This window comes from Streptomyces sp. NEAU-W12 (genome assembly GCF_026242095.1).
GTDB lineage: Bacteria > Actinomycetota > Actinomycetes > Streptomycetales > Streptomycetaceae > Streptomyces.
On sequence record NZ_JAPJDM010000018.1, the window covers coordinates 131,347 to 144,890 of the forward strand.

At 72.7% G+C, this 13,544-nt stretch carries 11 protein-coding genes; all 11 read left to right on the forward strand.

Annotated elements, in window-relative coordinates; genetic code table 11:
• The first annotated feature begins 233 nt into the window (after positions 1–233).
• The 11 genes from ORI94_RS22830 to ORI94_RS22880 all read left to right on the forward strand — a co-directional run bounded on the left by ORI94_RS22830 (position 234) and on the right by ORI94_RS22880 (position 13,213).
• Entirely contained in the window at positions 234–1,334 is a 1,101-nt protein-coding gene (locus ORI94_RS22830) for a polyprenyl synthetase family protein (RefSeq protein ID WP_266078634.1), read from the forward strand.
• Complete coding sequence (locus tag ORI94_RS22835; protein WP_266078636.1) at positions 1,331–2,410, forward strand: polyprenyl synthetase family protein; 1,080 nt, start codon at positions 1,331–1,333, stop codon at positions 2,408–2,410. The genes ORI94_RS22830 and ORI94_RS22835 overlap by 4 nt, the downstream gene beginning before the upstream one ends.
• A 195-nt stretch (positions 2,411–2,605) precedes the next feature.
• Positions 2,606–3,622, forward strand: a complete 1,017-nt coding sequence (locus tag ORI94_RS22840; protein ID WP_266078639.1) for a terpene synthase family protein — start codon at positions 2,606–2,608, stop codon at positions 3,620–3,622.
• Complete coding sequence (locus ORI94_RS22845; protein WP_266078641.1) at positions 3,619–5,079, forward strand: protoporphyrinogen/coproporphyrinogen oxidase; 1,461 nt, start codon at positions 3,619–3,621, stop codon at positions 5,077–5,079. The genes ORI94_RS22840 and ORI94_RS22845 overlap by 4 nt, the downstream gene beginning before the upstream one ends.
• Positions 5,076–6,446: a protoporphyrinogen/coproporphyrinogen oxidase gene (locus ORI94_RS22850; RefSeq protein ID WP_266078643.1), complete on the forward strand. Its 1,371-nt coding sequence runs from the start codon at positions 5,076–5,078 to the stop codon at positions 6,444–6,446. The genes ORI94_RS22845 and ORI94_RS22850 overlap by 4 nt, the downstream gene beginning before the upstream one ends.
• Before the next feature lie 282 nt (positions 6,447–6,728).
• Positions 6,729–7,733 (forward strand): mevalonate kinase, encoded by a 1,005-nt coding sequence (mvk, locus tag ORI94_RS22855; RefSeq protein ID WP_266078645.1) that lies wholly within the window; start codon positions 6,729–6,731, stop codon positions 7,731–7,733.
• Positions 7,720–8,721 (forward strand): diphosphomevalonate decarboxylase, encoded by a 1,002-nt coding sequence (gene mvaD, locus ORI94_RS22860; RefSeq protein WP_266078646.1) that lies wholly within the window; start codon positions 7,720–7,722, stop codon positions 8,719–8,721. The genes mvk and mvaD overlap by 14 nt, the downstream gene beginning before the upstream one ends.
• Positions 8,721–9,896 carry a phosphomevalonate kinase gene (locus ORI94_RS22865; protein WP_266078648.1) on the forward strand — a complete coding sequence of 392 codons (1,176 nt, stop codon included), beginning with the start codon at positions 8,721–8,723 and terminating at the stop codon, positions 9,894–9,896. The genes mvaD and ORI94_RS22865 overlap by 1 nt, the downstream gene beginning before the upstream one ends.
• Positions 9,896–10,975 (forward strand): type 2 isopentenyl-diphosphate Delta-isomerase, encoded by a 1,080-nt coding sequence (gene fni / locus ORI94_RS22870; protein ID WP_266078650.1) that lies wholly within the window; start codon positions 9,896–9,898, stop codon positions 10,973–10,975. Before ORI94_RS22865 ends, fni begins: the two co-directional genes overlap by 1 nt.
• Positions 10,972–12,048, forward strand: coding sequence for a hydroxymethylglutaryl-CoA reductase (locus ORI94_RS22875; RefSeq protein ID WP_266078652.1), 1,077 nt, complete (start codon positions 10,972–10,974; stop codon positions 12,046–12,048). Before fni ends, ORI94_RS22875 begins: the two co-directional genes overlap by 4 nt.
• Positions 12,038–13,213, forward strand: coding sequence for a hydroxymethylglutaryl-CoA synthase (locus ORI94_RS22880; protein ID WP_266078654.1), 1,176 nt, complete (start codon positions 12,038–12,040; stop codon positions 13,211–13,213). Before ORI94_RS22875 ends, ORI94_RS22880 begins: the two co-directional genes overlap by 11 nt.
• Positions 13,214–13,544 lie beyond the last annotated feature (331 nt).

Consider the following 13,544-nt stretch of genomic DNA (forward strand, 5'->3'; position numbering starts at 1 on the left):
CCAACACATGGGCGACACATGGGCGCACGGAGGCGAGTACGGCTTTCCAGGGCGCCATGAATCCTGAGGCGAAATGCATGTACGCAAAGGATCGCCCTCTGCCTGTGGCGACATCCCGGAAGCGCCGGAGAAGCAAGGACGGCACGACGCGGGTGCGGCGTGTCCGGAGCTCCCGCCGCAGGCGGGCGCCGCACCCGTCAGGAACCGACGACTGTGGGAGTGGGAGAGCATCCATGAGTGAGGGAAAGGTCCTCAGCGTCACCGCTGCGGATGTCGTCAAGGAGGTGCTGGCCGAGTGCCGCGCGGCCACTCTTCCCGCACTGCGTAGGGCGGTCGAGGACCTCCACCCCCGGCTGGCCCGTATCAGCGCCTACCACCTGGGCTGGTGCGAACCCGACGGCGGGCCCACCGGCGTCCATGCGGGCAAAATGCTGCGCGCCGCCCTGACCGTGCTCGCGGCGCGGGCGTTCGGCGCGAGCACGAAGACCGCTGTGCCCGGTGCGGTCGCCACGGAACTCGTGCACAACTTCTCCTTGCTGCACGACGATCTGATGGACGCCGACGAACTGCGGCGGGGCCGGCCTACGGCCTGGGTGGTCTTCGGGACCGGCCCGACCGTACTGGCGGGCGACGCACTACTGAGCCGGGCACTGCACATCACCACCGGGCTGAAGGGCACACCGGAGCATCCGGTCGGCAAGGCCCTGACGGAAGCGGTGAGCGCGATCATCCGGGGACAGGCGGCCGACCTGGGGCTGGACGGCTTTCCGGTGGACCGGGTCGGCGTCGACGACTATCTGGCGGCCTGTGCCAAGACCAGTGGGCTGCTCGGCGGCTGCGTCGAAGTGGGCGCCTCCCTGGCGGGCGCCCCCACGACAGGGGTGCGCACGCTCCGCACGGCGGCCTGGGATCTGGGAGTGGCATGGCAGATGGCCGACGACATCGAGAGCATCTGGGGCGATCCCGCCGCCAGCGGCAAGCCCGCCTTCGGCGACCTGCGGCGCAACAAGCGGACGTACCCGGTGATCGCCGCGTTGCGCTCCGGTACCGCGGCGAGTTCCCGGCTGGCCGCACGGCTGGATTCCACCGAAGTCCGCGGGGAGGGCGAACTGGCCGAGCTCGCCCGCCTCGTCGAGGAGGCAGGCGGGCGCGCGGAGGCCGAGCGGGCCGCACTCCAGCACCTCGACCGTGCGTTGCACCTGCTCGGGGAGGCGGGCGGTGACAGCGTCGCCGTGGACGACCTCGCCGCTCTGTTCCGTCACGTACTGGACCGACACGGCAAGCGGACCGCGGCGGCCCCGACTGGTCCCGCCACGAGGGGGGCGGCGCGGTGAGGACGGCAGGCGGAAGGGGTACGAAGACCGCGACAGAAGCGGGCACGGCCGCGGTGCCCGCCGGCGGCGCCGGGCCCGAGACCTGGCTGCGCCACGCCAGGGACGTGACCGATCCGGTGCTGCGCGAAGCGGTTCTCGGCCTTCACCCGCAGGCACGCGTCGTCGTCGGCTACCACCTGGGCTGGTGGGACGCGAAGGGCCGGCCCGTCTCGGCCGGCTGGGGCAAGGCGGTACGCCCGGCACTCACTCTGCTCGCCGCACGGGCCGTCGGAGCCCGCCCCGGCACGGGGGGCAGCTCCGCCGCGGCGGTCCAGCTCGCGCACGACTCCTCCCTGTTGCACGACGACATCATCGACCAGGACGGCACACGACGGCACCGGCCCACCGCATGGCGGGTCTTCGGCATCGCCGGCGCACTTCTGGCGGGCGACGCCATGCTCGCCCTGGCGGTCTCCCTCGTCCAGGCGGACGGCCGCGGCACACCGGCCGGCGCGGCGCTGAACGAGGCCGTGCAGCAGTTCATCGGCGGACAGTTCGAGGACATCGGTTTCGAGGAGCGCGTCGAGGTCTCCCTCACCGAGTGCACCACCATGGCCGCACGCAAGACCGGCGCCCTGATGGGTGCCGCGTGCCGGCTCGGTGCGCTGGCCGGCGACGCCGACGAGCCCCGGGCGGCAGGTCTGGACGCCTTCGGCCGGTCCCTGGGCCTGGCCTTCCAGCACGTGGACGACCTGCTCGGCATCTGGGGAGACCCCGAGACGACCGGCAAGCCGGCCGGAGCCGACCTCCACGCCCGCAAGAAGAGCCTGCCAGTGGTGGCCGCCCTGGGCTCCGGCACCCCCGAGGGTGCGGAACTGGCCGCGCTCTACGCCCGCGATCCCTCCCTGGACGAGACGGAAACCCTCCAGCACGCCGCCGACCTGGTCGAGCGCGCGGGCGGGCGGCGGCGGTCCGCCGGCCTCGCGCGCCGGCACCTGTCCGAAGCATTGGACCACCTGAACGGCACCGGTCTCCCGGCATCCGACACACGGCCTCTGCGCACACTCGCCGAGTGGCTGGCCGGCCGCGACCACTGATACCGCCCACCCCTCGGACGGGTGCTGCGAAGCAGCCTCCCCCGCGACTGCCGGGCCCTCTCCCGCGTGTCCGCGGCGGTCTCCTGCCGGCCCCGCCCCACCTGTCCTCCCGTGTCTCCCCCTTGTCCCTACCCATGCCCATGCCCAGTCCCGGCCGGCGTTCGCCTCGCCGGCGGGAGCGAAAGGAGAACTACCGTGCACAGCCCCGTCTCCGATCCGGTGCTCGAAACCGTCCTGCCCCGATGGCCCTTCCCCGCCGCCCCCTCACGGGACCCCGACGACATCGCGGCCGTCGAGAGCGGCGGCGAGGAATGGGCCCGGCAGTTCGGTCTGATCGACTCCGGCGACGCCCGGCACCCGCTGCGCCGCCTGTGCGCAGGTGAACTGGTCAGCCACGGCTATCCGCGGGCGGACACCGGCATACGCGTGCTGATCACTCAGTGGACGATGTGGTACTTCAACCTGGACGACCATTTCGAGGACGGGCCCGCGGGCACCAGTGCCCGTGCCGCGGAGAAGGCAGCCGCACCACTGCGCCGCATGGTGGACGCGGCCAGGCACCGCGAACCGCTGCCCGCCGCCGGGGACTCCCTGCAACACGCGCTGTCCGATCTGCTGAGCCGTACCGCGCAGTTCATGGCGCCGGTCCAGTTCCACGAGTTCCTCGCGCATCTGGACGACTACTTCACCTCCCTGGTGGTGGAGTCGGACTACCGGGCACGCGGCAACCTGCCGGACGTCGACGCCTACATCGCGCTGCGCCGGGACACCGGTCCGGTGCTTCCGCTGCTGGACTTCGTGGAGCAGGCGGAGTCGGTACGGCTCCCGGCGCGTTTCTACGGCACGCCCGAGTACACCGAGATGATCGGCTGCGCGGCCGACATCGCCTCCTGGATCAACGACCTGTGCTCGGTGTCGAAGGAGCTGAACCGGCCGGACGCCTACAACCTGGTGGTCCTGCTGCACCGCCTGGAGCACAAGACGCTGCAGGAAGCCGCGACCGAGACGCTGGAGCGGATCGAGCAGCGGGTGCAGTCGCTGAAGAAGGCCCTGGAGCGGGTCAGCGGCCCCTCCGGTCCGTACAACGGCAGCGAGACCGCGGCCATCCGGGCCTGGGCCGACGGCCTGCTCTGCTTCCAGAACCACGTCGAGTGGTATCTGCGGCACGCCCGGTACGACCGCGACGAGCCGCGCCCGGAGGTGCCCGCATGAGCGGCCCGGTCCCCGCGGTGGGCCCGCGACCGGCCGCGGAGCCGGGCGGACGGCCCCACGTCATCGTGGTCGGCGCGGGCATCGCGGGGCTCACCAGTGCCTTCCTCCTGCAGCGGCGCGGCTGCCGCGTCACCGTGCTCGAAAGCGCGGGGCCGGAGAACGTGGGCGGCCGGATGGGGTCGGTGCGGCGTGGTGGCTTCTTCGTCGACACCGGCGCCTCGTTGCTGTCCCGCCGATACCACGCGATGCTGCAACTGGCCGAGATGGCGGGGATCGGCGACCGCATCCTGCCTTCCTCCGACGTGGTCGGCCTCATGCGCGACCGCCGGGTGCACCACATGCGGGTGGGATCCCTGCCGCGCATGGCGGCCGGACTGCTGCGCTTCGCGCCGTTCCCGTCCGACCTGCCCAAGCTGATGCTGGACCACATCCGGATACGGCGGACGCTGGACTGGTACGACATGTCGGCGGCAGCCCGCCACGACGGGGAGTCCGTAGCGGGTTACGCGGTCCGCCGCGGGCTGCGGCCGGGCACCGTCGACCACCTGCTGGACCCGCTGTGCATGCTCGCTTCGCTGCAGGACGTCGAGCGCACCTCGTCCATCGCACCGTTCATGCTGCTCAACTCCCTGCTCGGCGGCGGCGGGCTGTTCACCTTCCGCGACGGCGTGGGGTTGCTGCCACGGGCCCTCGCGGCGCAACTGTCCGTGACCCATCACGCCGAGGTGCGCCAGGTCGAGGAGGACTCGGCCGGGGTCTCGGTCACCTGGCAGGCAGGCGACGGCACGAGCGAGCGCACCGAGCGTGCCGACGCCTGCGTGCTGGCGGTGCCCGCCGCACGGGCACCGGACCTCTACGGCCAGATGGACGAGCCGTTCGCCGAGTTCTTCCGGCGCGTGGAGTACACCGGCAGCGTCCACGTGGCCTTCGGCCTGGACCGGCCCACGGCGGAGCGGGCCGTGATGGTCAACGTCCCACGGGCGGAGCATCCCGCGCTGGTGGGCGTGATCCTTCCGCACAACACCGCTCCCGGCCGGGTGCCCCAAGGGCGGGGGCTGGTGATGGCGCACTTCCGCGGCTCGTGGTCGGACCGGCATCGCGACCTGCCCGAGGAACAGCTCGTCGACCACGCCCGTGCCGCGCTGCGAGCGCTGCGGCTGGTGCCCGAGACCGAGCGTCACACCACGATGACGCACGTCCTGCGCCCCGGGCAGTGCGTGGTCTTCCGGCGTCCGGGCGACTACCGCGAACTGGCCCGGCTCAGCAAAGCGTGGCCGAGTTCCTCCCGCGTCCGGCTCGCCGGGGGCGACTTCTTCACCCAGTCCAGTACGCACCACAGCATCTGCTCGGCCGTGCAGGCGGCCCGTCAGCTTTCGGGCCGCCTGGAGCCGGCACACCTGCCGGACCGGTCGAGTGAGCTCATCCCCGCCTCCGCTCGGACGAAAGGACAACCGTGAACGCCACGGGCACCAAGGAACCGATCATCGTCATCGGCGCCGGCATCGCCGGCATGACCGCCGCCTTCCGCCTTCAGCAGGCCGGGCATCCGGTCCGGGTCCTGGAGGCCGAGGAACGGGCCGGCGGCCGGATGCGCACGGTGGAACGCCGGGGCTACCACATGGACCTGGCCGCGATCCTGCTGATCGAGAACTACACGCAGATGCGGGCCCTGGTCCGCGACCTCGGCATCGAGGGAACCACCCTGCGCACCAACAACGTCGTCGGCATCCGCCGCAGCGGGCGTGTTCACCGCATGCGAGCGAACCGGCCCGCCGACCTCAAGCGCTCGGGCCTGCTGCCCTGGTCCTCGCTGCCGGCCATGCTCCGGCTGCAGGCGGACCTGAAGAAGTACGGGAGCCGGCTGCGCTGGGACAGCGACATGGGCGAGGCCGCGGCGCTGGACACCGAGACCGCCGCGGCCTATGCCGACCGCCGCCTCGACGCGGAGTTCCGCGAGTGGGTGGTGGACCCGATGAGCGCGATGTTCTTCAACTCGCCTCCCGACCTGTCGGTGGTCAACTTCCTGTTCTCGATGCCGGCGGTCAATTCCGAGTGGTTCAACTTCCAGGACCGGGTGGACACCCTCACCACGGCGCTCGCCGCCCGGCTGCCCGTGGAGACCCGCGCCGAGGTCACGCAGGTGGAGGAGACCGCGGGCGGGGTCCGGGTGCACTGGCAGCGGGAGGGCGAGCCCGAACACACGGAGGAAGCCGCCGCCGCGGTGGTCGCCCTGCCCGGCCCGGTCGCCGCCCGCCTGTGCCCCGGCCTGGCTCCCACGACGCTGGCCTATCTGGAGAACGTGCCCTATGTGCCGGACATCCACGTGTACTTCGGCGTGGACCGCCGGCCGAGCGAGACAGCCACCTGCGTGCTCTTCCCTCAGCGGGAACACCCCGACCTGGGCGTGGTGACCTTCAACCACAACTTCGCCCCCGGTCGCGCTCCCCGGGATCATGCGCTGCTGACCAGTTACTACCGCTACCCGTGGGCGATGCGGCACTGGGACGCCGACGACGACAAGGTCGTGGCGCTGACCCACGAGGTGCACCGGCAGGCGTGGCCGGAGCTGGCCCGGCACATCGAGGCCCACCAGGACATGGCGTACGTCCAGCGGTGGAAGAACGCTGTCATCCTGCGCAAGCCCGGTGACTACGTCCGGCTGCGCGAGTTCAACCGCGGCCTGGACCCCCGCTGCCGCATCCAGCTCGCCGGGGACTACCTGGCCTTCAGTGCCACCAACTCCAGTCTTGTCACGGGCGAACGCGCGGCCGAGCGGGTGCGTGACGTCGTCACCACCGGTGTGGTGTCCGCAGGCCGCGGCTAGTGCTGTGACCGGAGGGGCGCACCGGCGCGAGGCGCCGGGCACGGCACTTCGCCTCGCCGGGGGCCCCGAGGACCTCTCCTGCACGGCCGACGCTCCACCCCGGACGCACCGCACCGAACGCCCGAGCCTCCCGGCCGCAGCACCGGATTACGGCCACTGCGCCCGACCGGGCTCTCTGCCCGGCGGGCACCGGCGGGCACCGGCGGGCACCGGCGGGCAGAGCGGGGCCGGCCTCGACGGGGCCCCACACCACCCATTCCCGATGAGAAGGGAACCCGGATCATGTCCACGCACTCCGCGTCCGCGACCGAGGCGCGACGCGTCGCGACGGGAGGGGCGCACGGCAAGGCCATCCTGCTCGGCGAGCACGCGGTGGTCTACGGCGCCCCGGCGCTGGCCCTCCCGCTGCCGGCCTTGAGTTGCCGAGCTGCCGTGCGCCGTTCGAAGCAGGCCCGACCAGGACCGCTTCGCCTGCGCCGCGTCGTTCCCGTCCCCCAGGGACTCGCCGACGAGACGGAGGAGGAGGTCCCCGAGGAGTTCCGACTGCTCCTGGACGCCTTCGCACGGCGGGCCGGCCTCCGCGAAACGCCCCCCCTGGAGATACTGCTCGACAGCCGCATCCCGCCGGCCCGTGGCCTGGGCTCCAGCGCGGCGAACGCCCGCGCGCTGGTCCATGCTCTGGACCGTCTTTTCGACACCGGCCTGAGCGAGCGGGACGCCTTCGAGCTGGTGCAGGTGTCCGAACGGTCGGCGCACGGCCTGGCCAGCGGCATCGACGCACTGGCCACCGGCAGCACACGGCCGGTGCTGCTGGCGGAGGGCCGGCACAGCACGCCGCCGGTGGGCACCGCGTTCCAGATCGTGGTGGCGGACAGCGGCAGCGGCAGCGGTACCAGGAAGGCCGTCGCCATGCTGCGGGACGCCTTCGCGCGGGACCCCGGCCACGGTGCGCGGTTCGTGGACCGTTCGGCCGAACTGACCCGGGCCGCGCTCGGCGACCTGACGGACGGACGGCTCGCCTCGCTGGGCCGACGGCTCACCGCCTGCCACGACCTCCTCGCCGGTCTCGGCCTGACGACGGAACGCACCGACGCCCTGGCCGGCACCGCGCTCGACGCGGGTGCGCTGGGGGCCAAGATGAGCGGCGGCGGGCTCGGAGGCTGCGTCCTGGCACTGACCGCGACCCCGAAGGAGGCCGAGGCGGTGGCCGGGGCGCTCAGCCGCGAGCACGACGCGCGCACATGGACCGCCCCGGTGACGGAGGGGGCCGGCCATGACGGTTCCTGAGTCGGCGCTGGCGGTCGCGCATCCGAACATCGCGTTGGTCAAGTACTGGGGCAAACGCGACGAGCACCTGGTGCTGCCCTTCGCGGACAGTCTGTCGATGACCCTCGACGTGTTTCCCACCACGACGGCTGTCCGGCTCGATCCGGCCGTCGAAGCCGACCACGTCGTCATGGACGGCGTCGCCGCCGGCGGCGAGGTGCTGCGCCGCACGGTCCGCTTCCTGGATCTGGTGCGCGAGCGGGCCGGGCGCGGGGAGCGGGCCGTGGTGGACACCCGCAACACCGTGCCGGTGGGAGCCGGGCTCGCCTCGTCCGCCAGTGGTTTCGCCGCGCTGGCCCTGGCCGCGGCCCACGCCTACGGCCTGCCCTGCGACCCCCGGGCGCTGTCCCGTCTGGCCCGTCGGGGGTCCGGCTCCGCCGCACGGTCGGTCTTCGGCGGCTTCGTGGTCTGGCATGCCGGCGCCCCGGACGACCCCGACCCCGACCGGAGCTCCTACGCGGAGCCGCTCACGGACGCCCGCCTGGAGGCTGCGCTGGTCGCCGTCGTCCTGGAGGCGGGTCCCAAGCCCGTTTCCAGCCGGGAGGCCATGCGGCACACGGTCGCCACCTCCGCGCTGTACCAGGAGTGGCTGGCGGACAGCCGTGCGGCCCTGGTCCGGATGCGTGAGGCACTGCGCAGGGGCGACCTGACGGCCGTGGGCGAGATCGCCGAGCACAACGCTCTCGGCATGCACGCCGCGATGGAAGCGGCACAGCCGGCCGTCCGCTACCGCACCGCCGCATCGGACGCGGTGCTCGGCCACGTCCGCGCGCTGCGCGAGGAAGGCGTGGGCGCCTGGGCGACGATGGACGCCGGGCCCAACGTCAAGGTGCTGTGCGCCGACGCCGACGCGGAGCGGGTCGCCCACCGGATGCGCGCGGTCACCGGCGCCCGTGTGGTCGTGGCCCGCAGTGGTCCCGGTGCCAGTCTCCGGACGGAGGACGGGTGATGGCGGGCCGGGCCGTCACGCGCAGGGCGCCGGGCAAGCTCCTGGTGGCCGGTGAGTACGCCGTCCTGCAACCGGGGCAGCCGGCCGTGGTCGTGGCGGTGAACCGGTACGTCACCGTCACCGCCTGCGCGGCCGAGGGCGCCGAGATCGTCATCGACTCCGATCTGCTGGACCACGAGGTGCGCTTGTGCCGGAGCGGCGAGGGACTGCGGACCGTGTCCCTCCACGACCCCGGCCTCGTTCGCGGCGTGCTGGCGCACCTGGTCTCCGTCGTGGAGACCGTCGAAGGGCTGCGGACCGAGCAGGGGCTCGGTCTCGCGCCCCTGCGGCTCACGGTGCGCAGCGACCTGCACCACAACGGCATCAAGATCGGGCTGGGGTCGAGCGCAGCGGTCACCGTCGCCGCCACGCAGGCCGTGGCGGACCACTACGGCATGCGGCTGTCCCCGCAGGACCACTTCCGGCTCGCCCTGCTGGCGAGCATCCGGGTCGACGCGGGTCCCTCGGGCGCCGACCTCGCGGCCGCGGCCTGGCGCGGTTGGGTCGTCTACCGGGCACCCGACCGGCACGCCCTGCGGCACAGCCTGCACCTGAACGGGGTCGCGCGGACCCTGCGCACCCACTGGCCGGACTTCGCGGTCCGGGCGCTGCCGCCGCCGCCCGGTCTCGTCCTGCACGCCGGCTGGAGCGGCAGCCCGGCGTCCACCTCGGCCCTGGTCGCCGGCCTTGCCGCGAAGCAGTGGTGGCGCGGCACCGCCCGGGACGGTTTCCTCGCCGACAGCGAGCGGTGCGCGACGGCCGTGGCGCGCGCTCTCCAACGAGGTGAGCCGCAGGCACTGCTCGATGCGGTGCGCAGCGCCCGCCACCTCCTGGCGCGGCTGGACACGGAAGCCGCCCTCGGCATCTTCACCCCGTCGCTGCGGCTGCTGTGCGAGGTGGCCGAGTCCTGCGGCGGAGCTGCCAAACCCTCCGGCGCGGGCGGCGGCGACTGCGGCATAGCCCTGCTCCCGGACCACCGCTCCCCCACACTCCTGCGGCAGCGCTGGAGCGCGGCCGGCATCACCCCGCTGCCGCTCGAGGTGACCGCCGACGCCGCACCGGACGCCGGACAGCACGACGCCGGGCCCGCCGCCGGGCCAAGTTCCGTCTCCACATCTCTGCGAGGACACGCCTGATGACCGCACACCGGAAGGACGAGCACGTACGGCTCGCCCGCGCCCAGTACTCACCGGAAGGCCGCGCGGCACCCCCTGGCGTGCCGCAGTCCGCCAGCCGGTTCGACGAGGTGAACTTCGTGCACCACGCCCTCGTCGGCACCGACCGCGAGAAGGTCTCCCTGGACACCCGGTTCGCCGGACTGCACTGGCCGGCCCCGCTCTACATCAACGCCATGACCGGCGGCAGTACGAAAACCGGCGAGATCAACCGCGACCTGGCCATCGCCGCCCGCGAGACCGGACTGCCCATCGCCACCGGCTCCATGAGCCCCTACCTCAAGGATCCCACCACCGCGCCCACCTTCACGCCCGTCCGCCGCGAACACCCCGACGGCTTCGTCCTGGCCAACCTCAACGCCACCGCCACCCCCGAGCAGGCCCGACGCGCCGTCGGCCTGCTGCGGGCCGACGCCCTGCAGATCCATCTCAACACCGTCCAGGAAACCGTCATGCCGGAAGGCGACCGCTCCTTCGGTCACTGGGCCCACGGCATCGAGCGGATCGTCACCGCCGTCGAGGTACCGGTGATCGTCAAGGAGGTCGGCTTCGGGCTGAGCGGCCGGACGGTCAGGGAGCTGGCCTCCCTCGGCGTCCGGATCGCCGACGTGGCCGGCAGCGGCGGCACCGACTTCGCCCGCATCGAGAACAGCCGCCGCCGGCACCCCGACTACGCCTACCTGGAGGGCTGGGGTCTGAGCACTCCGGCCGCGCTGCTCGACGCCCGCGACTGCGGCCTGCCCCTGCTCGCCTCCGGCGGCATACGCCATCCCCTGGATGTGGCCCGCGCCCTCGCTCTGGGTGCCCGGGCCGTCGGCGCCTCCGGTCCCTTCCTGACCACTCTTCTCGACGGCGGTGTGGAGGCCCTGGTACAGCACATCACCACCTGGCTGGACCAGCTCACCGCCCTGATGACCCTGCTCGGTGCACACAGCCCGGCGGCACTCGCCGAATGCGACGTACTGCTGTCCGGCTCCCTGCGCGAATTCTGTCTGGACCGCGACCTGACGACGGCCGCGGCGAAAGGAGTCACGTCATGACCGTCACGGCCGAGCCACTGACCGGCACCATGACAGCGGGCGTTCCCCTGCGCTGGGCAGGTCCGCTGCGGATCTCGGGGAATGTCGCCACCACCGAGGCAGAGGTCCCTCTGGCCACCTACGAATCCCCGCTGTGGCCCTCCGTCGGCCGCGGTGCGAAGATCTCCCGGCTGGTCGACGAAGGCATCCGCACCACCCTGGTCGACGAACGCATGACACGTTCCGTCCTGGTCGAAGCGGACGACGCCGCCCGCGCCCACACCGCCGCCCTCGCCGTCCACGACCAATTGCCGCAGCTGCGGGAGATCACCCGCCGCAACAGCCGCTACGCCCAGTTGCTGGACCTGCGCCACGAAATCACCGGCCCCCTGCTCTTCCTCCGCTTCGAATTCGCCACCGGTGACGCATCCGGCCACAACATGGCCACCCTGGCCGCCGACGCCCTCCTGGCCCATCTGCTGGCCACCGTCCCCGGCATCCGCTACGGCTCCATATCCGCCAACTACTGCACCGACAAGAAAGCCACCGCCATCAACGGCATCCTCGGCCGCGGCAAGAACGTCGTCGCCGAGATCCTCGTCCCCCGGCACATCGTGGCCGAACGTCTGCGCACCACCGCGGCCCGCGTCACCGCGCTCAACACCAACAAGAACCTCGTCGGCACCCTCCTGGCCGGCGGCATCCGCTCGGCCAACGCCCACTACGCGAACATGCTCCTCGCCTTCTACCTGGCCACCGGCCAGGACGCGGCGAACATCGTGGAGGGCTCGCAGGGGGTCACCTACGTCCAGGACCGCGAGGGCGACCTGTACTTCTCCTGCACCCTGCCCAACCTCGTCCTCGGCACCGTGGGCAACGGCAAGGGCCTCGGTTTCGTCGAGGACAACCTCGCCCGCCTGGGCTGCCGCGAGGACCGTCCCGCCGGCGAGAACGCCCGCCGCCTCGCCGTCCTGGCCGCCGCCACCGTCCTGTGCGGCGAACTCTCCCTGCTCGCCGCACAGACCAACCCCGGCGAACTGATGCAAGCCCACACCCGTCTCGAGCGCGCCAACGGAGACACCCATGCCCAGTGACCTCGCCATCGGTATCCACGACCTGTCCTTCCGCACCACCAGCCTCGTCCTCAGCCACACCGAACTCGCCCGCCGCAACGGCACCGACATCGCCAAGTACCACAAGGGCATCGGGCAGCGCGCGATGAGCCTGCCCACCGCCGACGAGGACATCGTCACCATGGCCTCGGCTGCCGCCGCGCCCCTGGTCCAGCGCCACGGCACCGACCGCGTCCGCACTGTCGTCCTCGCCACCGAGAGCTCCATCGACCAGTCCAAAGCAGCGGGCATCTACGTCCACTCACTGCTCGGGATGCCGCCGAACGTCCGCGTGGTCGAGGTCAAGCAGGCCTGCTACGGTGCCACCGCCGCGCTCCAGTTCGCGGCCGGACTGGTGCACCGGGACCCGCAGCAGCAGGTCCTCGTCATCGCGAGCGACATCTCCCGCTACGACCTCGGCAGTCCCGGGGAGGCCACTCAGGGGGCGGCGGCAGCGGCCATGCTGGTCTCCGCCGAGCCCGCACTGCTCGAACTCACCGGCCCTTCGGGCCTTTTCACCTCCGACGTGATGGACTTCTGGCGTCCCAACTACCGCACCACCGCCCTGGTCAACGGCAAGGAATCGGTCGCGGCCTACCTCGAGGCGGTCCAGGGCGCCTGGCGGGACTACCACGTCCGGGGCGGCCTGCCGCTGGAGGAGTTCCGCGCCTTCTGCTATCACCAGCCCTACACCCGGCTGGCCTTCAAAGCCCACCGCCAGCTGCTGGAGACCTGCGGCGCGCAGGCGGACGAGGAGGCGCTCGACCACGCCGTCGCCGCCACGACCGGCTACAACGAAACGGTGGGCAACAGCTACACCGCGTCGATGTACCTGGCCCTCACCGCACTCCTCGACAGCCCGGACGATCTGACCGGCCGGACGCTGGGCCTGTTCAGCTACGGTTCGGGCAGTGTCGCCGAGTTCTTCGCCGGCCGGGTCCGCGCCGGCTACAAGGCGCACCTGCGGGGCGCAGCCCACCAGGAAGCGGTCGGCAAGCGACGGGCCATCGGCTACGAGGCCTATCGGGAACTGCGCGAGCGGACCCTGCCCACCGACGGCGGCTGGTACGAGCTCCCGCACCAGACCCAGGGCCCCTACCGGCTGGCAGCCCTGCGCGACCACCAGCGCATCTACGAGGCCGCCTGACCGGTCGCCGCCCTTCTGCCTCGGGCACCGTCCCGGCTCCCCCGGCGCACCGGGCCGGGCACCGCCCCGGCGGCCGTGCCGTCGACACGGGCACCACCGGAACGGGTTGCGGCGGCCGCGCTCCGGGGGAGCCACGGCAGTTCCATCGACCGCCACCGGGAACGGCCCCGTCACCCGTTCCTCCCCGGGCGCCGGGCGCGTCCCCTGAACGCCGGGCCCCACCCCAGGGCTTTCTCCGCGCGGGGTCGTCACAGGGAGGACCGGGCAGCGCGACAGCGCGTTGGGGGGGGGGCCCGGCGCCGGGGGGGCGGGCGCGGGGGGGGCGGGCGGG

Bases quoted from the DNA above. Each gene is read 5' to 3' on its own strand.
- mvaD (WP_266078646.1), top strand. From the start codon at position 7,720: ATGACGGTTCCTGAGTCGGCGCTGGCGGTCGCGCATCCGAACATCGCG.
- mvk (WP_266078645.1), top strand. From the start codon at position 6,729: ATGTCCACGCACTCCGCGTCCGCGACCGAGGCGCGACGCGTCGCGACG.
- fni (WP_266078650.1), top strand. From the start codon at position 9,896: ATGACCGCACACCGGAAGGACGAGCACGTACGGCTCGCCCGCGCCCAG.
- ORI94_RS22845 (WP_266078641.1), top strand. From the start codon at position 3,619: ATGAGCGGCCCGGTCCCCGCGGTGGGCCCGCGACCGGCCGCGGAGCCG.
- ORI94_RS22865 (WP_266078648.1), top strand. From the start codon at position 8,721: ATGGCGGGCCGGGCCGTCACGCGCAGGGCGCCGGGCAAGCTCCTGGTG.
- ORI94_RS22875 (WP_266078652.1), top strand. From the start codon at position 10,972: ATGACCGTCACGGCCGAGCCACTGACCGGCACCATGACAGCGGGCGTT.
- ORI94_RS22880 (WP_266078654.1), top strand. From the start codon at position 12,038: ATGCCCAGTGACCTCGCCATCGGTATCCACGACCTGTCCTTCCGCACC.
- ORI94_RS22830 (WP_266078634.1), top strand. From the start codon at position 234: ATGAGTGAGGGAAAGGTCCTCAGCGTCACCGCTGCGGATGTCGTCAAG.